Here is a 19,417-nt window from a genome sequence, read left to right on the forward strand (position 1 = left end):
ATACACTCACAAATACTGCAATTGGACCTGTGAAGGCAATGGCGTTGTAAGGACGTATTCCTACCAAACGGGCGATTTCGATCTGACGTAGGCAGAAACCAATCAGAGCGAATGCACCATGGAGAGCTGTGAATGACCACAACCCACCGATTTGGCACCAACGAGCAAAGTCTCCTTGAGCCTCTGGACCCCAGAGGAAGAGTATGGAATGTCCCATACTGTTGGCGGGGCTGCTGACAGCTACGGTCAGGAAGTTACAGCCTTCTAAGTAAGAACTGGCTAACCCGTGGGTATACCAGGAAGTAACAAAGGTGGTTCCAGTTAACCATGCTCCAATGGCCAGAAAAGCACATGGGAACAAGAGTATACCAGACCAGCCTACAAATACGAAGCGATCGCGTTTCAGCCAGTCATCCAGGACATCAAATGGTCCTCGTTGACTCTGCGGGCGTCCGACTGCTACAGTCATTACGGAATTCTCCAAATAATTATGATAACTACAGGTAACGTTTTTATCTCAACCTTCTCTTAATAATTATTGTTCTGCCATAGCAGAATATGAGAGGTTTTGTAAACATTGTTTAAATTTCTTTACCTTAGTTATCATTATATAGATAATTTCTCGTTGGAGCAACAAAAAAAAATAGTTTTTAGAGACGATTTGTTTTTTAGATTTTAGATTTAGACTTTGAAGTTAAGTATTCTCAATGGTTATGGGGCAAGCTCAGATAACTTTAACGTTTATCTTATCTAGTAGCGATCGCTCTATATTGTTTGAGAAGGCGCGAAAAAATTTTCAATTCATAGACGTGCTTGATACAATATCTCATCGTAATTACGAAGTTCACGCGCAGTTTTTTTTTCGGAGGAATCACTACTTCTATTCCTCTGTAGGTCAAAGGCTCTATCACCTGCTCCTCGGCATCATTTGTTATTCCTGATAGTTATTATTCATAATCATATTATAATTTTAATGTCAACCTCTTTAATTGATGACATGCCCTAATACAACATTTAAGGCTTAACAGGCCACTACGCAAGATTCTGTGATGGTAATTTAGCCTTGAATTCTCAGCCGACTTGATTAGGGCATGAAATGTATGGTCGAGAGTTATTAAATTTTGTCAAATACTTAGTCGCTCTTTTGTACAAATTCACGAAGATATTTGACATTGTTTGAATATATATGACTATATTTATGTATAACGTTTATTATACTTATCACTAAGAAATGTTCACTATTGACATTATTGTGAAATATACCCCCGCACCATTTTCAGTACAACGTAAGTTAGCTGAGGATGCTGAAGCTGTTTATCAACAAGTCCTTGAGTCTATTCGTTCTGGTAATCCTCAAGTTATAGAACTTACTTGTGAGAAAATGCCTGAGAAAAAGATTGCTATACTAGCCAGTGAAATTTCTGGGGTCCAGATTTCCCAAAAATCTGGTGCTGCAGCTACTGGAAGACCACCTGGTTTTGTTGCCCTGACACAATGAACCCTAGGGATAACAGTATTCAAATTACTCGTCCAGCGATTGTAGTACAAGACCTTTGTTTTGATTGGCCTAATGGTAGTCAGGTTTTACGTTCTTGTTCTCTAAAAGTACCAAAGGGAGAATTCTGGATGCTCCTGGGTACTAATGGTAGTGGTAAATCAACTTTGTTAAGGGTATTAGCAGGACTTTTGTCTCCTCAGTCTGGAAAAATTCATTTTCAAGGGCGAATGGGTTTTGTTTTCCAAAATCCTGACCATCAATTGGTGATGCCTACTGTGGGAGCAGATGTGGCTTTTGGACTGGTTGAAGAGAGACTTTCTCAACTTCAAATTCGTCATCGGGTAGAAGATGCTTTAACAGCAGTCAATCTTTTAGATTTACAAAGGCGTCCTATATATGCTTTAAGCGGGGGTCAAAAACAAAGGATAGCAATTGCTGGAGCTATTGCTCGTAATTGTGACATCTTGCTGTTGGACGAGCCTACTGCTTTACTTGACCCAGACAGTCAATTAGATTTGGTCACTCAAGTTCAAAGCTTGGTGAAAAACAGAGGTATTACTGCTCTGTGGGTTACTCATCGTCTAAATGAGCTGGATTATTGTGATGGAGCATTTGTATTAGATCGAGGTCAAGCAGTAATACGGAAACCCGAAACTGTTAAAGAAAAGTTTGAGTGACATCCTCCCGATGCTGACTTTTACATTGATGATTTTAGTGGGGGGTTGAGCGGATCAAATCAGCTTGGGGGAGTCCATGTATCCCGGCGCTAATGTTTCAGATATAGCGCGGGACTTATAGCTGCCCCTAGCACCCTCAATGAGTTAAATATTTGGCTTAAACTTGAACTTCCTAATCTACATTACTCTCAAAGATACAAAGATACAAAGTATAAGAAGGAGGAATGGCAGATAGGGATGATAGTAGAAATAGAAAAAATCAAACTAGGCAGATAGTGATTCGATACCTCCCTGAGATCAAACTTTAATCTCCAAAAAATAGGTTAAGAAGAATCAATGTCCTTGTGGAAAATATTAATCTATAGAAAATTTATCTCACTATTACAGCAAAATTTCTGATCCTTAAACTCTCAAGCTTTGAAAGTTTAGGGATTATTTTTTTTGACCACGATAGAATCTGAATAAATGTTATATTACATTAGTATTTGTTAACATTCTGTGGAGAATTATCCCTTTGAATCATGTCACGCTCTTTAAGACGAAAGGTTATGCTCGTAGATGGCTATAATGTTATTGGTATCTGGCCTCGCCTCCAAGAAAGCTTTAAGATTAATGGCTTGGAAACAGCAAGACGAGATTTGATAGAAGCGATGGTAAATTATAGTGCTAGTCAAGATTTGAATACTCGTATAGTATTTGATTCTCAATACCAGTATACTCCTACAGTTAAAGAGGTTATTACCGATCGTTTATCTGTTTATTATACAGAATTCGGCCAGACAGCAGATACATATATAGAGAAAGCTTGTGCTAATCTTCGTCAAGAGATGCGCCTGTCTAAGAGTAGGTTAATTGTTGCGACTTCAGATCGTGTTCAACAACTTACTGTGGTAGGTTATGGTGCAGAATGGATATCTTCTCAACAGCTTGCCCATGACATTGAAAGTGTAGCAAGTAGCGTTCGGCGTAGATGTCAACGAAGCAAAAGAACATCAGGCCGTTTTTTGGCTAATTACCTAGACCTAGAGTCTCAAAAGCGCCTAGCTGAACTAAGAATGGGTAAATAGCTTTTACTTATTACCATAATAATACCTGAAAGTCAAATTAGTTTAATAAAACTACATTATTAGAACTATTAATAAAAAAAATATAAAAAAGGGTTGCAAAATATGTTGAGTTAGGGTTAAGATTAGTAATCGTAGCTCAGAGATAAAGTTACATATTCCTCGGTAGCTCAGCGGTAGAGCGGTCGGCTGTTAACCGATTGGTCGCAGGTTCGAATCCCGCCCGGGGAGTTTTAAAATTTTAGGTTTTTGACCTAGAGATAGTTAGTAGTTCTATTTTTAGACTAAAATCTTAAGTTCAAGATTCTAGAACTAATAAATTAATGTTTCAGTACGAACATACAAATAACTAGCCTCTATATTGGTCTGTTAACCCAAATGTTACTTTTCTCAATTATGGGTCTTTTGGAGCATGTCCATTGTAGGTATTGACAGCTCAGATGAGACTCCAGGAACGGTGTTGCACAATAGAGAATGATATTCTAGAATTTGATTGAGAGATGGATTGTCCTGATTGTCAAAGCCATAAAGTAGTTAAAAATGGTCATCGTCAGGGAAAACAGAGTTATCTTTGCCGTGACTGTGGCCGTCAATTTCGAGATAGCCCCTGTCCTGCGGGTTATAGTTCTGATGTTAAAGAGCTTTGTGTAAAAATGTCCCTTAACGGCATGGGATTGGGAGCCATTGAGAGAGTGACTGGTATTTCCCACAATACTGTGCTTAACTGGGTACGGCTTGCACCAAGCACATATTCGCTTTGGAGAACTATGAAATTCCTGAAACAGCTCACGCTTGATGAACTGCAAACTTTTGTTGGCTCAAAAAAAACCAAATTTGGGTCTGGACAGTCGTAAATAGCCAAATGCCAGGAATTCTCAAGTTTGTACGGGGGCGATCGCTCCGCCGTTACCTTCACAATATTATGGCAGATGATTCAAGGTTGGGCTTGTTTTCTTTATATTACTGACGGGTACAAGGTAAATCCAAGCTTAATCGAGGATTGTGATCACCTGGTCAGCACCCGCAGCAATGACGAGAGTAGAAGGAGAAAATTGCCGTTTAAGACACTACGCACGCTAGGTTACATCGCAAAACTTTATGCTACTCCAAGTCCATTGATATGTTGTGCAAATCAGTTCCCTTGCTGATCTATTATTTGAAACATCAGCAAATCCCTCAATTACCTTAATCATTCGTCACTGTGCAACGCCCCAGGAACAGTTGGAAACAGAAGCAGTACATTTTTTTTGTCCGAGAGTTTGAAACTCTACTGGATGAAGGTAAAGAAAAGTTAGCAAAATTTGTAGGTACATAGTCAGAGAAGTTAATATTTGTTCCAAATGCAAGCACTGGGGTAAATGCAGTATTACGCTCACTCAACTTTTCCCCTACCGATGAGTTATTAACCACAGACCAAAAATACAACGCCTGTCGTAATGCCCTGAATTTTGTTAGCGATCGCACAGCTGCAAAAGTGATAGTCGCATCTCTACCTTTTCCAGCAGAGTCTCCGCAACAAATAATTGAAGCCCACATTCCGCACGACAAACATACTACAGTACCTTTTTCCACGAAGATGGTGGAACACAGATTCTAATATTAAGAATTATAGTCAATAGTTGATGTAGTATGTATTTATACTTAAACCTTGCTCGTAATGCCTATCATGTAAAAATCTGAGCAATAAATACCTGACACTACAAGCTAGACCTGCGGAATGTCGGTTGAAGCAGTTATCAAACATATTTCACCAAGAACAAAACTCGCATTGCTTGACTACTAATGTGGTCAAACAGCATTTGTATTTCCCATTAAACAACTGGTAAAAGAATTAGCTAAACGAGGTGTGGATACATTAGTAGATGGTGCTCATGCAGTGGGGATGATTCCACTTAATTTAGAGGAAATAGGGGCAGCTTATTATACGGGAAATTGTCATAAAACGCTACAGTTACTTCACAAAAGCTGAAAGTTGAGCAAGAGAGTAAAAAAGCAATTTTATCTGAAATACAAGTATACAAATACAAATAATTATGTAATCTTCCCATCCCCAATATATTTATCAATCATCTGCTGAGTGCTGAAATGCTGATAGCTAGTTAACAATATTTGACCTAAGTCGATCCATAACAATAGTTAGTGATCAATCTAAAAAAAATATCAATCACTAACTATTTCCTACTTACCTGATGAAACTAATTTTGAGTACTTTTCAACTGTTACTTACTCATCAACTTTCAAGTCCTTGCACAAAAAATGTTCACACCTAATTTCAGCATTTTCTATGCTTTGATGAATTTCTAATTCTGCTTCTGGAACTGCTTCAAATAAGAAACGTTCTCCTGGGAAAACAGTATGTTCCCAATATTCATTTTGAGGATTACTAATTCTAGCAATCTGTATCTTGTGAGTAGTATTCACATAGAAACAAAGAATTTTTTGAACTTGTTTTTTTGGTAGTCTATCTAGTGCTATAGTCACAGTTTTTCATTCCCTCTAAGTTTTTGTTGCCGATTAGCAACCCTACTGAACCTTGATATCTTTGAGTGCCAATACAATTATTATAAACTAATAGGGATCGCTTCAGCACATTTTTAATTGCTTTTGTTGAAGAAAATTAATTAGGCTTAAATCGTCCACTATAAACCTATTATTTTACCAGTATAAATGCTCATATTTTAGTACTCCATACTGATAGAATTACTCAGTTTACTAAATAACGTCGATAAAACTGTATTGGAGAACAAAAAACCTTCAGGATCGGTTAACCTCAAATATCCTTCTACTGGAAATTTTTGGTTGTTTGAGAATAAGGTTACTATACCTTTTGGATTAATTAATTCTACCCACCCTAACTTTTGATAGGGTTGCAAATAGATTAATATTTGATCTACAGTTTGTTGACCAAAACGCTGAGATAATGTTGATAGATTTATTCCATCTGCCAAGCGAAATCCTAACATTAGTGTTTCTAACAAACACTCCTGATTAGCTTCTAAGCAGTTATTAGATGTATCAATACCCTGATGTTTAAAACTACGATCTTGAAGCGATAGCTTGTATTGCCTATCGACAGATTGCACCCATTGATAATATTCTTTGCGTGTAGGTGGTCGGGTAAATCTTTCCCCTGCTACATAACTTGCTGCACCCATACCAAAGCCATAATAAGGAAGATTTTCCCAGTAGACTCGATTATGACCACACTGATAATCTGGCTTGGCGTAATTAGATATCTCATAATGTTCATATCCTGAAATTGATATTAACTGCTGTGCCATTCGATACATTTGAGCAGCTGTTTCATCTGTAGGTAAAGGAGGATTACCAGGTTGATAATAACGTCCAAAAGCTGTTACAGCTTCTACTACGAGGTCGTAACTAGATATATGAGTTGGGGAAATAGCAATTCCTGCTTCTAAAGAAGTTTGCCATTGTTCTAGAGTTTGATGTGGCAGTCCCGAAATTAAATCTATGCTGAAATTAACAATTCCTGCTTGATGTAATATGTCTACTGCTTTGTAAATATCCGAGACATTGTGGGTTCTCCCACAAACCTTTAATAACTCATCTTGAAATGCTTGTACCCCTAAACTAACTCGATTTATCCCTAGGAATTTATATCCTCGTACCTGTTTTAAGTCAAAAGTTCCTGGGTCCATTTCTATAGAGATTTCAGCATTGGCCACAATTCTAAATTTTTGCTCTAGGGCATCTAGAATCTGGTTCAATTGACTCACTGACAAAAGAGAGGGTGTACCACCGCCAAAGAAAATAGTTTCTAGGGGTCGGTCAAAAGATTTTGTAATGTTTATTTCCTCACAAATTACCTCCACATATTCTTGAATAGGAGAAAAATTATCACCTCTTTTATTATCGCCCACTACAGAAATCGGAAAATCACAGTAATAGCACCGCCGTCGGCAAAAAGGTATATGGACATAAGCCGAACTAGGGATATAGTAATTTCCGATTGGCCTTTTCATTACAAAATATATTCTTATATAAAACTATCTTAAACAATTATGAATTTAATTAAGAGTAGTAATACAGTAAATTATCAAAAACTAATGCCGATCAATAGAAATATTATTTAAGTAAAAAGTAAAAAAAATAACTTTAAGATATAACCGTATGACTATTTCAAAGACGTAATATTCAAAATGTTGTCATTAAAACCAAAGTAAAAATAATCACATCATCTTTGCTACAAGATAGATTTTATACTTTAGTAGGAACTGTGAAAAGCAAAGTTCATTATGAATAGCTTCAAAATTTTTATGAGTTGAGGAAGCTGAGAACAAGAAAACTCTCAAGAATGGAACATTTACTTGAAGATATAATAGAAGCAACATTGAGCAGCCCAAAAATTATGGTTATTACTCACTATTGCTGAGTACCTAATGGGAAAATTTCTATATCTATAAAACAAACTAAAAAAATGCTTGACGCAATCATTATCATTTCATTTGTACTCGCTGGAGCAGGAATAGGATTCTATAGCATAGAACTATTACCCCCCAATGTATTATTAGAAGTTACCAATATTGAAGGTTTACGTTCAGTATTAGCTGCTTTTACCTCCTTGATTGGCTTTGTATTGGGATTGGTATTCCAAACTACATATCGGCGAGTGGAAGCAAAAGTTGCCCAGATGCCAGTTGACTTATTATTAACTCGAGCAATAGGATTAGTAATTGGACTATTGGTGGCAAACTTAATGCTAGCGCCACTCTTTTTACTTCCTATTCCAGAGGAATTTAGCTTTATTAAGCCTCTTATAGCAGTTTTAGGCAGTGTCATGTTAGGCTTTACAGGAGTTAACGTTGCTGATACTCATGGTCGTGGTTTTTTACGGCTGATTAATCCTAACAGTCTAGATACAGTATTAGTAGCAGAAGGTACTCTTAAGCCTGCTACTACTAAAATTTTGGATACTAGCTGTATTATTGATGGTAGGATAGAAAATTTACTGGAAACAGGTTTTCTTGAGGGGCAAATTCTGGTACCACATTTCGTTTTACAGGAACTACAACTGATAGCTGATGCTTCTAACGATCAAAAAAGAGTTAGGGGTAGAAGAGGGTTAGACATCTTAAATAGACTTAAAGCAGTTTACCCTTCTCAGATTCAAATTCATTTTGCAGACTATGAAGACATTTCTACAGTAGATGCTAAATTGGTTCATTTTGCTCTGGAAATTAATGGTACTTTGTTAACTAATGACTACAATTTGTCTAAAGTTGCTAGTCTACAAAAAGTTATGGTACTGAATATTAACGATTTGACTCAAGCAGTACGACCAAGTTATCTACCTGGTGATACTATTGAAATTAAAATTCGTAAGGCAGGGAAGGAACCATCTCAGGGTATTGGATATCTAGATGATGGTACAATGGTAGTTGTGGAATCAGGTAGTGAATATGTTGGAGATGAGGTTAGAGTTATTGTCACCAGTTCCCTGCAAACTTCTGCGGGTAGAATGATTTTTGCTCGGACTCAAGAGTCTGCCATAGCCTAATTTTGGTGATAGTTATAATCACCTGAAAAATGCCTAATAAAATATGCTCAAAAAACAGCCCCAATTTTCTGTATTTCAGATAGTTGGGGTTAATTATAGCAGTTTTCATTAACATAGAATACAGATATTTTGGCTTCTGCCTTACCTTCACAATAATCTCCCTTCTAAACCGGATTTAGTATAATTACCAACATTTGAGAAGGAAAAAGATAATGAAAACTAGCTAGGATAGCAGATTTTTACTACGGGTTGAAACCCGCGTGTCGTTATTCAACCAGGGGATAAATCTTCCGAGAACTTTCCTCCCGATATCTTTTAGGTTTAAAATCCTTCTATAGAAAGGGGAAGTGGGTCAGCTATAAAGCCTTCTGAGGGAATTTCAGTTGGAATGAGAAACTCTGGTGAAATCCATGGTATATAGTATTGTTGAACAGCTTCTAGAGCATTGATATTTTCTGAAGCTGTGCCAAAAGTTCCCATCACGTCAAAACCAGTATCAAAAGTATTACCCCCATGATCAAGGAAACTAGCCGCACCTCCAGCAGCACGATCCCAAACCCAGATTTCACCTCCATCTAACCCTACTTCAGAGATAGGATCAACGCTAAACATAATCAAGTCATTCCCAAATGTCATCATGGCATCAACGTTAACTAAATGCCAATGTGTACGAGGTACACCAATAGCTCGAGCAATTTCTGGTGTGAAATATAGTGGGGTGTTAATTCCTGTCACAGGGTTATGGTCGTAGACAGCTACATTAGGATATCCATATATGGAGAAGCGGTTAGCATCTACAGGTCCCCAAACTTCTAAGGCATCTACATCAAGCACTCCAGGATCTATTGGACCTGGAACACCTGGTAGATCAATTTGATCACGGGTGTAATCAACTCCATTCCAACCGCTAGGGGTTTGAAAGTAGATGTTGTCATCAAAGGTTGTGGAAAAGGATAGGTTAGCTTGATTTGCAATAACTGCATGGAAGAAAGCGTCTCCTCGATTCGCCATGGCATCTACCTGACCTGCAATCCCATAATCAAACCCATCGTTTGTTAAGCCATTTCCAAACCACTCAAGGGTTTGTCCAGGATCGGGTGTTCCATTAGTATCTTTATCTGCATTGTTGGAATATTCTTTCCCAGTGACGTTGAACGCATAATCTTCAGGGACAGGGAGATAGATTTCTCCTAACTTAAATTCTGCTTTAACAGCATCAACAATGCTACGGTCAAGAGTCGCATATTCATCTCCCAAGGAAAAGACTGTAGTCTCATCTATTTCTAGAGTTTCGGTGAAAAGAATTTCTTCCATATCAAATTCTCCAATTATTTTGTTTCAACTAGTTCTGCTTCAAACGAAGCGCTAAAAGAATCAGGATTTTAGCGTTAGTACACTTCCTCCATAGAAGGCTTCTGCTAGGTACGTCGATAGGATAGCAAAGACGAAAAACTACCCTTTAACCACTCCTAAAAAACTAGAAATGATTAAAAAGCTGCTGTTATTAATTTTTCAAGGTTCTTTTGCTAGTGTATCAGTGTCTATGCTGACCTATCAGTAGCAGTGATAATGTGTATTAAATGCTACTTAATAGTGCCGTGGAATATAAATATTTAATTATAACTTTAAAGTTTACTAATTGTCAACCCTGACTTTAAGAAGTCAGAAGTTAGAAAATAGAAGTCAGGAAATAGCACTAAAAAAGAATATCAATTTTATATTTTAGGATAAAGTATCAATTCAGTCAGTTTGATCTCAACGTTGGTTGGAGACCCGCGCTCTCCCGAAGGGAAGCGTCGTCCGCGAAAACCAATCAATGTTGCGGTTCTTAAAATAATATGCTATGGCGTAACACTATCCTACACCAACACAACTAGCAAACTTAAAATCTCCCACTTTTTAACCGCACTCGATCGCCATAATTTAACAACATTTCCAAAGCAGCTAAACGATTTTGCCAAGTCTGAACTTGATAAGCATTCTCCCTCCTATGAACACTCATAGAACCTCTAAACTGTAACTGAAATCTTCTCAAACTATTTCTAGCTTTATTCAAACTACTATTATCGGGATTTTCAGCTAATTGATTCAAATCTGCTGCCAACTCCTCAGCTTTATTCCGCCAACTCTCAAGTTCAGACTTCCTCATAGAAAGTTGCTCATTTGCCAACAAAAAACTCCATTCCTTTTTCAAAGCTTGAAAACGATCTGCTGCTGCTGCAAACGGTTGTCGATACGGAATAGGACCCACCACAACATGAGAAGGGTTCGTAAAAGTACTCAATGAAGCTCTATTATTCTTCCCAGTTTCCGGTCCTCCCTGAGTACGAGTCAAAAATCCATGTAACCCCCCAGTAATTCTTTCCGCAGCAAAAATAATGTAACCTCCTGTAGGCAAATCCCTCGCCGCCTGAATTTGATCAACCGCAACAATTTCAGGAAGATTCAAAAGCTTAACTGCAGGCGTTATCAAAGTACTACCTAATACTCGCGTACTTGTCAGCGGTTGCGTAATTTGCTGGAAACGATTCGTATCCAAAGCATAAGTCATCGGAGTCAACAAATCAATATCACCCCTGAGAACCCAAGTTTCCCAATCTTGCTGAATTTTATCAAAACGCTCATGACGTGGAAAAGGAAACACCGCCGCCGACAAAATCATCCTTGGATATTTCTGTTTGAGAAACTTGGAAATATCCGCAACAAAGCTATTAACTTGATTAATCTTAAACTCAGTCCACTTCCACCTATTTTGGCGATCGCGTGATGAAATCTTCATCGGGTCTACACCATGCAACCGCTGAAACTGTTGGCGAGCTATCGTGCTGTAACCATAAGAAAAATTCCGACCAGGATTTTGAAAAGGATAGCGAATATAGTCAAGTTGAATCCCATCAACCTGATAGCGACTAGCAATTTCATCTATTATCCTCAACAGATATTGTCGAACATAAGGATTAGCAGGGTCCATATAAACCTTGCCATCAGAAGGATGTCTTTTACGACCCCTTTTATCAGTCATCACCCAATTGGGGTGAGCCGAAATCACCGGACCCAAATAACTATCTGGCTGACCGAGAGCGCGATTATGAGCCTTATTCCCCGTCGCAAACGTCCAAATCCAAGCGTGTATCTCCATATTCCGCTCGCGAGCTAATTTAACAGCAGACTCAAGTGGGTCCCAGGAAATTGTCAAAGGATTCTGTCTGGGAGCAACATTACTGGGATAAATTGTGTAACCAGCATTCAGAGTTTCAAAGAAAACAGTATTAATACCAGCAGCAGCAAGTCGGTCAAAAACCATTGCCAGACCACGTTCCGACCGCGCCCTCACAATTGTACCCCTGTCTAACCACACAGCTCTAATTTCAGCCCCTGCTCTTTCCCCATCAGTGGGATAATTCTGCCACAACATTTGCCTTGTTTGCAGCCATTGATTTCTAGCAGTGGCATATTGTTTGGATGCTACCTGTTGGGGGAATCTTTGAATTGCCAAGCGTGCTCGTTCGACTATTTGTTGAGCATCACTTATTTCTCGATTTCTTTGAGCAACAAATGTACTACGATCGCTATTGGTAGCTACCAACCTACCTTTATCTGCTGACAAATTAACTTCTACATTTGCTGACTTAGCTGCAACCAAAGCACTTTCAAATCTACCCAAGAGATTATTTAACTCTTGCAACATTGCATTAGCTTCTGCTCTGCTAATTGGATAGTTCCCTTGTCTGACTTCCAAACCCGCAGGTGCTGATTCTGATGAAGGGTCTGTTTGCGAGTTTGGTACTTGTCCCTCTGGTGAGGGCAAAGGTCGGAGTATGGAAGCTAGGGGGTTACGGCGAGGGGATGGTGTAGTTGTTTGTTGTCTGGATCTGTTCCAAATATTTGCTCTATTATTTTTTGTGGTTTCTGAAGTAGGGTTATCGGTTTCCTTGGTACTGATATTTTCAGTTGGTTGATTTTGTTGCTCAGTTTGTTGTCTAGCTCTGTTCCAAATATTTCCTCTATTATTTTTTGTGGTTTCTGAACTAGAGTTTTCCAGTGAATTAACAACGCTTTCCTTGGTACTGATATTTTCAGCTTGTTGGTTTTGTCGGTTTATTTGTTCTCGAAATCTGTCCCAAACATTATTACTCTTGGGAACTGTATTTATCTGTGAGGTTAAATTATTATTTTGACTACCTAATGTTTCTGGTGGTTGATTTGGTTGTGGTGATTTTTGTTCGGTGTTTGTCTTCTGTTGCTGACTTCTCAGCCAAATATTATCTTGAGCTGTAGTCGAATTTTGAGTTGTCGTAGGAGGTTGATTTATATTTGAATTTACTGGTGCAGTTCTTGGTTGAACTCTAACTTGATTCCTATTTTCAGTCGAATTTTGAGTTGTCGTCGGAGATTTATTTATATTTGAATTTACTGGTGCAGTTCTTGGTTGAACTCTAACTTGATTCCTATTTTCAGTCGAATTTTGAGTTGTCGTCGGAGATTGATTTGTATTTGAATTTACTGGTGCAGTTCTTGGTTGAACTCTAACTTGATTCCTATTTTCAGTCGAATTTTGAGTTGTCGTAGGAGATTGATTTGTATTTGAATTTACTGGTGCAGTTCTTGGTTGAACTCTAACTTGATTCCTATTTTCAGTCGAATTTTGAGTTGTCGTAGGAGGTTGATTTATATTTGAATTTACAGGTGTAGTTCTAGGTTGAACTTTAACTGGATTCCTATTTTCAGTCGTTGGTGGTGCAGAGGAAATACGGGGTCTAATTTTAACTGGGTTAGTGCTAGGAGTGATGGGTACAGTCGGACTACTATTCGGTGTGGTTATCGGACTACTATTCGGTGTGGTTAATGGATTATTATTTCTCGCTGTAAATTGTGGCTGACTCTGATAGCGATTTAACACAGCTTGCAACCAAGCACTATCTAACCTTACAGACGTACTACTACCCCAGTTCCAACCGAAGTAAGTTGCTTGAGGAGTAATTACTACCGCTGAAGAACCTGAACTTCCTTTCCAAGTAGCTGCAGTTGTACTGCTTAACCCTGCCGGAATTAATACTCCACCCTCAACAGTATCTTGGTCATTTCCCATCGGTGTCCAACTGGTAGATTTTTTGCAGGCAATATCTAAACAACGATATTTTGCTTCCGGTGTTGTGGGTTGACTCAGGGGAAAGGCCCAGTAAGACCCAAGGAGCGATCGCAATTCTTGCCTTACTCCTGGTTTAGATTTTCTCCCTACCTGGCCACTAGCTATTAATTTCCCTCCCTGTTTTACCCACTCTTCTATAATGTCTACTTGAGTTTGAGTTAAGGTTTCAATGTTTGCTAAAAAGATAACTCTCACCCCAGATAGGTCAGCTACTGTATTAATTTGTCTTAAATCAATTGGTTCATAACTGATACCTAGATTGCGTATTCGTGTAATGATGTTATTCCATTCATCTGTATTTCCATCATCTCGAATTATTCCTAATAAAGTATTAGCTCTACTTGGGGTTGGTAACAGTACAATTAAACTTAGTAAGGCACTTGTTAGTTGTGGTAAAATCTGTTTATATATAGGATTTTTTTTACTCATTACTCCTCTTGATTTAATTAAATAAGTATTCAAAGAAAATTTATTAATAATTGCTTGAATTAATAGTTATTTGATTTCACAAGTTGTTTCGATTGGATAAGTTATTTGAGCATAAAATGGTTGATCAACTAATATTTATCTATGAATTCATTGCAATTCTCTGCTTTACTTAACTTCATAAATTTTATATTTAGAAATATTAGGCATTTTGATTTAATCTTAAAAATTAATTTATTTAGCAGACTTGAGGTTAGTTTTATCTGTTCTCATTCCCTCAAAATATGGTGAAAATTACCAATTATTTCTCTAACATATTCAAGGTTTTATGTCAAGTAAAAAAAAATCTACACAGAACATAAATACTTACTAAACTGTCAAAATTGTCTCATAATTTATTTGATCAATCTACAGGTGAAAATTAAGTAGTGTTGATTTATTCTTTATCAATAAATACAACTAACTTTCAGGAGAAAATTAAATATAATTTTCCATAATTTTCCTTAAGTATTTAGATATAATTCACTAAAACATTGCAATAAATGAAATTTTTGTGTCAGTAATTTAGTAGTTTGACTTTAATTATACATAAAATCTCTTGTAATTAAGGAAGGCTTGAATTCAGAAAAAACTTAAAATTTTCCAAGTGTTTAAAGATACAGTATGAGACAAAGTAAACTCCTATAGAATTAAAACTACTGTTGATAATTAATAGATAATTACTATGACTATTTTTAGTATCTATAGGTACAAAAAAAAATCTGGAAAATCTGAATAGCTTAACGAATATAAGTTTTAGCTAATTTGTAAAATAAAAATTAAAGATTCTTGCTAATAATTTTGTCAGCATTTCCTAGGTCATGCTGCGCAAACAGCGTTCAGCATTCAGTTTTATTATCTTTAAAGGAGAAATTAGCATTGAGATATTTCAAAGAATCAGAACTCAGAAGTTAAATTTCTATCTAAACTGATAACTGAAAAATCGGGTTGACAAACAGACTTGACATGGTATTATTAAGAATTTTGGAAAAAATACGCTCATATATATATAGTCAAAAAAACTCGGCCAAAAAAACCATATCTCTCTAACTCAACAGCAAAATTAAATTACAAAGCTGGGAAAAATTTTGAAACAAAGCTAGTGCAGGATGGTGGAAATAACTGACCAGTTACAAAATCCTCAAACAATTACAAATCAATATTTTTGACTGTCAGATGTGCGTCTTACATTCTGGAGGGGCTGTGTGCGGAATTACTTCCGCACTTTATACGTAGGAAACCTCGCCAATTAGCACTCGCTTTTAAATGCATGACTTTTAACTTCCGGGTAGCGACACTAGGCAGTATACGAAAAACTCGGAACGCCCATCGCTGAGAACTAAAAAAGACTAATAGACATCTCCAATAATAAAAAATTAAATCAATTATCCTACAGAAATTATCAATTATTTCCCCCTACTCCCTACTCCCTCTTTTCCGGAGATGTCTAATAACTGATAACTGAAAAACGGAGTTGACAAAAAAACTTGACATGATATCATAAGTATAATGGAAAAGGTGCGCTCATATATACTCAAATAAATGAGGCCAAAAAAACCATATTTCCCTAACTTAACAGCAAAATTAAATTACACAGGTTGAAAAAATTTTGAAACAAGGCTAGATAGTATACGAAGAAGTCTGAATATCTGAATAACTGAACTGATAAGTGAAAAAATCATGCAGTCTGGAAAAATCCTGAGACAACGATACAAAATTATTCAGTCCCTCGGACGTGGAGGATTCGGAGATACCTACCTAGCTCAAGATTTAGACTTACCAGGCAAACCTAAATGCGTAGTCAAACACCTCAAACCCAAAAGTTCAGACCCAGGAACATTAACCATTGCCCAAAGATTATTTGAAACAGAAGCAGAAACCTTATACAAACTAGGAAAAGACTCAGACCAAATACCAAAACTATTTGCCCATTTCCAAGAAGCAACAGAATTTTACCTAGTACAAGAATATATAGAAGGGCAAGATATAAGTAAAGAACTAACATCAGGAAAAAAATTAAGCGAGTCTTATACTATTACCCTACTCAAAGGAATATTATCAGCATTAGCAGTAGCTCACAAAAATAATATTATTCATCGAGACATCAAACCAGAAAACTTGATGCGTCGTAAATCAGACAAAAAAATAGTATTAATCGACTTTGGAGCAGTAAAAGAAATAAACGTATTAACCACAGCTAACCAACCAGGAACAACCACCTTAACTGTAGCAGTCGGAACACCAGGATATATGCCAAGCGAACAGGCGATCGGTAAACCAAAACTGAGTAGCGATATATATGCAGTAGGAATGGTAGGAATAAAAGCACTGACCGGTAAAAACCCAGGAAATTTACCCACAGACCCAAAGACAGGAAATATAATCTGGCGAAACCAAGCACAAGTAAGTAACCGTCTAGCAAATATATTAGATAGGATGATACATGAATATTTTTCCCAGCGTTATGAAAATGCAAAAGAAGTATTAGAAGCATTAGGTTTGACAACTTCACCACAACCAACACCAGCACCGATAACAACACAAGCAAAAACAGTATTAGCAGTTCCTTCTCCTCAACAACAACCTCTACCCATACTAAAACCCACACCGATACCAGTAACAAAACCAACAAAAACAATATTAGCATCTACCTCTAATACAAATATTTCCATTCAAAAATTTAAGACTGTGACAGTAAATACCAGAGGAGAAATAATCAGTCGCCATCAACATCAAGCAGAAGTAATAACAGAAAACCTGGGTAATGGAGTCACCCTAGAAATGGTAAAAATTCCCGCAGGTAGATTTCTTATGGGGTCTCCAGAAACAGAAACAGGGAGAGAAAATAATGAAGGTCCGCAACATTATGTAGATGTGCCAGAATTTTTCATGGGAAAGTATCCAGTCACTCAAGCACAATGGCAAGCAGTTATGGGAAATAATCCTTCTAGGTTTAAAGGTGTAAGGCGTCCTGTAGAAAATGTAAGTTGGAATGATGCAACAGAATTTTGCCAGAAACTCTCTCAAATAACAGGTAAAAAATATAGTTTACCCAGTGAGAGTCAGTGGGAATATGGCGCCCGTGCAGGAACAACAACACCTTTTTATTTTGGAGAAACTATAACGTCTGAGTTAGCTAACTATCGTGGCACTTCTACTTATGCTGATGAACCGAAAGGAAAATATCTTCAAGAAACAACAGATGTAGGAATTTTTCCACCCAATGCTTTTGGTTTATACGATATGCATGGTAATGTCTGGGAATTGTGTGCTGATGATTGGCACAATAATTATAATGGTGCACCTAAAGATGGAAGTGCTTGGTTAGATGAAAATGAGAATCGTTCTGCGCTGCGTGGCGGTTCCTGGCTTTACAATCCTAATGACTGCCGTTCTGCGATTCGCGAATTCAACTTTAGGCGCGACAACCACTTGGACATTATTGGTTTTCGTGTAGTATGCGATGGTGGGAGAACTCTTTAACCCTTTTCTCTTTTCCCCTTTTGCCCTTTACTCTCTTTCCTGCATCCATCCGTATAGAAGTAACAGCAGGAAAATTTTTCACCCCACCAACACATCAATATATTTACTCGTGTAGAAGCGAAAGCGATCGCTATATTCAATATTCACAAACAAAGAAAATCATCATTTTGTGAAGCTCCAAAAAAAACGGCAAGGATATTCCTCTTGCATCCCCAAAAAAATTATGATAAGATTTAATTATTGGGAGTTGTTCGCCCCTACACATGACTTTTTATTCAACGTAAAAATAACATATCGCCACTGAATATATATACAAATACTCACACCATCAAAGCACCAGAAAAATTATCATCCTGTGAAGCACTACTAAGAAAAGAAGTGGCGACACCAGCAAATTTTCACCCCATCAGCCAGACAAGGATTTTGCCACAGATACACGGATGATTAATCTGCATCCTGTGAAGCTCCAAAAAACGGCAAGGATATTCCTCTTGCATCCCCAAAAAAATTATGATACGATTTAATCGTTGGGAGTTGTTCGCCCCTACACATGACTTTTTATTCAACGCAAAAACAGCATTTCGCCATTGAATATATATAGATAGATAGAAGAGATACTTGCACCATCAAAGCACCAGCAAAAATCTCATCCTGTGAAGCACTACTAAGAAAAGAAGTGGCGACACCAGCAAATTTTCACCCCACCAACACATCAATATATTTATTCATGTAGAAGCGATGTAGCTACCGCTAGGCTCCGCCAACGCTATATTCAATATTCACAAACAAAGAAAATCATCATTTTGTGAAGCTCAAAAAAAACGGCAAGGATATTCCTCTTGCATCTCCAAAAAAATTATGATACGATTTAGTCGTTAGGAGTTGTTCGCCCCTACGCATGACTTTTTATTCAACCAATATACAACTTGAATATTAATACTAAATTGAAGGAAAACCCACCTCTACCATTCCAACATTTGAGGCGTGTAGGTCTACTACAAGGTAGAAATTCTTTGACCATCGGCAGATAAAGAGATAAGACTCCGTTGCTCCGTCGCCATCGCTCATCAAAATATAGAATCTGCATTCTGTGAAGCTCCAAAAAACAAAAGGATATTCCTCTTGCATCCCGAAAAAAATCATGGTAGTATGTGATTATTGGGATTTGTTTGCCAATTTGCATGAGTTTTTATTCAACTATTGTACAACAATAGTAATAGCAGTCGAAGGAAAAGGCACAGACATATCAAAAGCTTAAAACTCAGACAACGCAAGATTTTTCCATCTTGCCTCCTCCCTCTTCCTTCTTAAAATCTAGGGCATTTAAACCCCTAGAAACTTCAACGATTGCTTAGGTGATTAAATATCAAAGCATTGATAGATAAATGTTTTAGCTGTTTTAGGTTGAAAAAAGTGCGCCTGTTTTCGGTTGCTCAAGGTCAAAAAGGAACGCATTTTGGGCAAGAGTTGGGCAGAAAAATCACGATCGACAATTCTTACTCCTACCTCCTCGCTCATTCCCCTAACTCCTGTCTCCTGTCTCCTGTCTCCTATCTCCTA

The 19,417-nt window shown here is 37.4% G+C and carries 13 protein-coding genes, 1 tRNA gene and 2 pseudogenes; 8 read left to right on the top strand and 8 right to left on the bottom strand.

Going from position 1 to position 19,417, the window contains the following annotated elements:
* Positions 1-469 (bottom strand): annotated as a pseudogene (locus F6K18_RS32245) (photosystem II D2 protein (photosystem q(a) protein)); the annotation flags it as partial.
* Between the two features lie 762 nt (positions 470-1,231).
* On the opposite strand from F6K18_RS32245, the gene F6K18_RS32250 reads away from it, so the two are divergent.
* The 5 genes and pseudogenes from F6K18_RS32250 to F6K18_RS32270 all read left to right on the top strand — a co-directional run bounded on the left by F6K18_RS32250 (position 1,232) and on the right by F6K18_RS32270 (position 4,428).
* Positions 1,232-1,498, top strand: coding sequence for a hypothetical protein (locus F6K18_RS32250; RefSeq protein WP_287527046.1), 267 nt, complete (start codon positions 1,232-1,234; stop codon positions 1,496-1,498).
* Positions 1,495-2,175 carry an ABC transporter ATP-binding protein gene (locus tag F6K18_RS32255; protein ID WP_287527048.1) on the top strand — a complete coding sequence of 227 codons (681 nt, stop codon included), beginning with the start codon at positions 1,495-1,497 and terminating at the stop codon, positions 2,173-2,175. Before F6K18_RS32250 ends, F6K18_RS32255 begins: the two co-directional genes overlap by 4 nt.
* Before the next feature lie 521 nt (positions 2,176-2,696).
* Complete coding sequence (locus F6K18_RS32260) at positions 2,697-3,242, top strand: NYN domain-containing protein (RefSeq protein ID WP_287273061.1); 546 nt, start codon at positions 2,697-2,699, stop codon at positions 3,240-3,242.
* Positions 3,243-3,398: 156 nt separating this feature from the next.
* A tRNA-Asn gene (locus F6K18_RS32265) sits at positions 3,399-3,470 on the top strand.
* Positions 3,471-3,739: 269 nt separating this feature from the next.
* Positions 3,740-4,428: pseudogene (locus tag F6K18_RS32270) on the top strand (IS1 family transposase).
* On the opposite strand, the gene F6K18_RS32275 reads toward F6K18_RS32270, so the two are convergent.
* A complete protein-coding gene (locus tag F6K18_RS32275; RefSeq protein ID WP_287527050.1) occupies positions 4,425-4,811 on the bottom strand; it encodes a hypothetical protein in 387 nt (128 codons plus the stop codon). The pseudogene F6K18_RS32270 and the gene F6K18_RS32275 sit on opposite strands and share 4 nt — an antisense overlap.
* A 274-nt stretch (positions 4,812-5,085) precedes the next feature.
* Between F6K18_RS32275 and F6K18_RS32280 the strand changes: the two genes are divergently transcribed.
* The gene (locus tag F6K18_RS32280) at positions 5,086-5,208 is read left to right on the top strand and encodes a hypothetical protein (RefSeq protein ID WP_287527052.1); all 123 of its coding nucleotides are present in this window, start codon (positions 5,086-5,088) and stop codon (positions 5,206-5,208) included.
* Positions 5,209-5,462: 254 nt separating this feature from the next.
* Here F6K18_RS32280 and F6K18_RS32285 read toward each other — a convergent pair whose 3' ends face one another.
* Positions 5,463-5,720 carry a DUF1830 domain-containing protein gene (locus F6K18_RS32285; protein WP_124144689.1) on the bottom strand — a complete coding sequence of 86 codons (258 nt, stop codon included), beginning with the start codon at positions 5,718-5,720 and terminating at the stop codon, positions 5,463-5,465.
* Positions 5,721-5,917: 197 nt separating this feature from the next.
* A complete protein-coding gene (gene hemW, locus F6K18_RS32290) occupies positions 5,918-7,225 on the bottom strand; it encodes a radical SAM family heme chaperone HemW (protein ID WP_287527054.1) in 1,308 nt (435 codons plus the stop codon).
* 455 nt (positions 7,226-7,680) lie between these two features.
* On the opposite strand from hemW, the gene F6K18_RS32295 reads away from it, so the two are divergent.
* Positions 7,681-8,760 (top strand): PIN/TRAM domain-containing protein, encoded by a 1,080-nt coding sequence (locus tag F6K18_RS32295; protein ID WP_287527056.1) that lies wholly within the window; start codon positions 7,681-7,683, stop codon positions 8,758-8,760.
* 321 nt (positions 8,761-9,081) lie between these two features.
* Here F6K18_RS32295 and F6K18_RS32300 read toward each other — a convergent pair whose 3' ends face one another.
* Both F6K18_RS32300 and F6K18_RS32305 read right to left on the bottom strand, forming a co-directional pair.
* Positions 9,082-10,074, bottom strand: coding sequence for a hypothetical protein (locus tag F6K18_RS32300; RefSeq protein WP_287527058.1), 993 nt, complete (start codon positions 10,072-10,074; stop codon positions 9,082-9,084).
* Positions 10,075-10,642: 568 nt separating this feature from the next.
* Positions 10,643-14,338: a family 10 glycosylhydrolase gene (locus F6K18_RS32305; RefSeq protein ID WP_287527060.1), complete on the bottom strand. Its 3,696-nt coding sequence runs from the start codon at positions 14,336-14,338 to the stop codon at positions 10,643-10,645.
* A gap of 1,716 nt (positions 14,339-16,054) precedes the next feature.
* Here F6K18_RS32305 and F6K18_RS32310 point away from each other — a divergent pair.
* Positions 16,055-17,857 carry a bifunctional serine/threonine-protein kinase/formylglycine-generating enzyme family protein gene (locus F6K18_RS32310; RefSeq protein ID WP_287527062.1) on the top strand — a complete coding sequence of 601 codons (1,803 nt, stop codon included), beginning with the start codon at positions 16,055-16,057 and terminating at the stop codon, positions 17,855-17,857.
* A gap of 910 nt (positions 17,858-18,767) precedes the next feature.
* Here the strand turns inward: F6K18_RS32310 and F6K18_RS32315 are convergent.
* Together F6K18_RS32315 and F6K18_RS32320 are read right to left on the bottom strand one after the other, a co-directional pair.
* Complete coding sequence (locus F6K18_RS32315; protein WP_287527064.1) at positions 18,768-18,944, bottom strand: hypothetical protein; 177 nt, start codon at positions 18,942-18,944, stop codon at positions 18,768-18,770.
* A 272-nt stretch (positions 18,945-19,216) separates the two neighbouring features.
* Positions 19,217-19,375: a hypothetical protein gene (locus F6K18_RS32320; protein WP_287527066.1), complete on the bottom strand. Its 159-nt coding sequence runs from the start codon at positions 19,373-19,375 to the stop codon at positions 19,217-19,219.
* Positions 19,376-19,417 lie beyond the last annotated feature (42 nt).

Source organism: Okeania sp. SIO2C2 (assembly GCF_010692625.1).
Lineage (GTDB): Bacteria > Cyanobacteriota > Cyanobacteriia > Cyanobacteriales > Microcoleaceae > Okeania > Okeania hirsuta.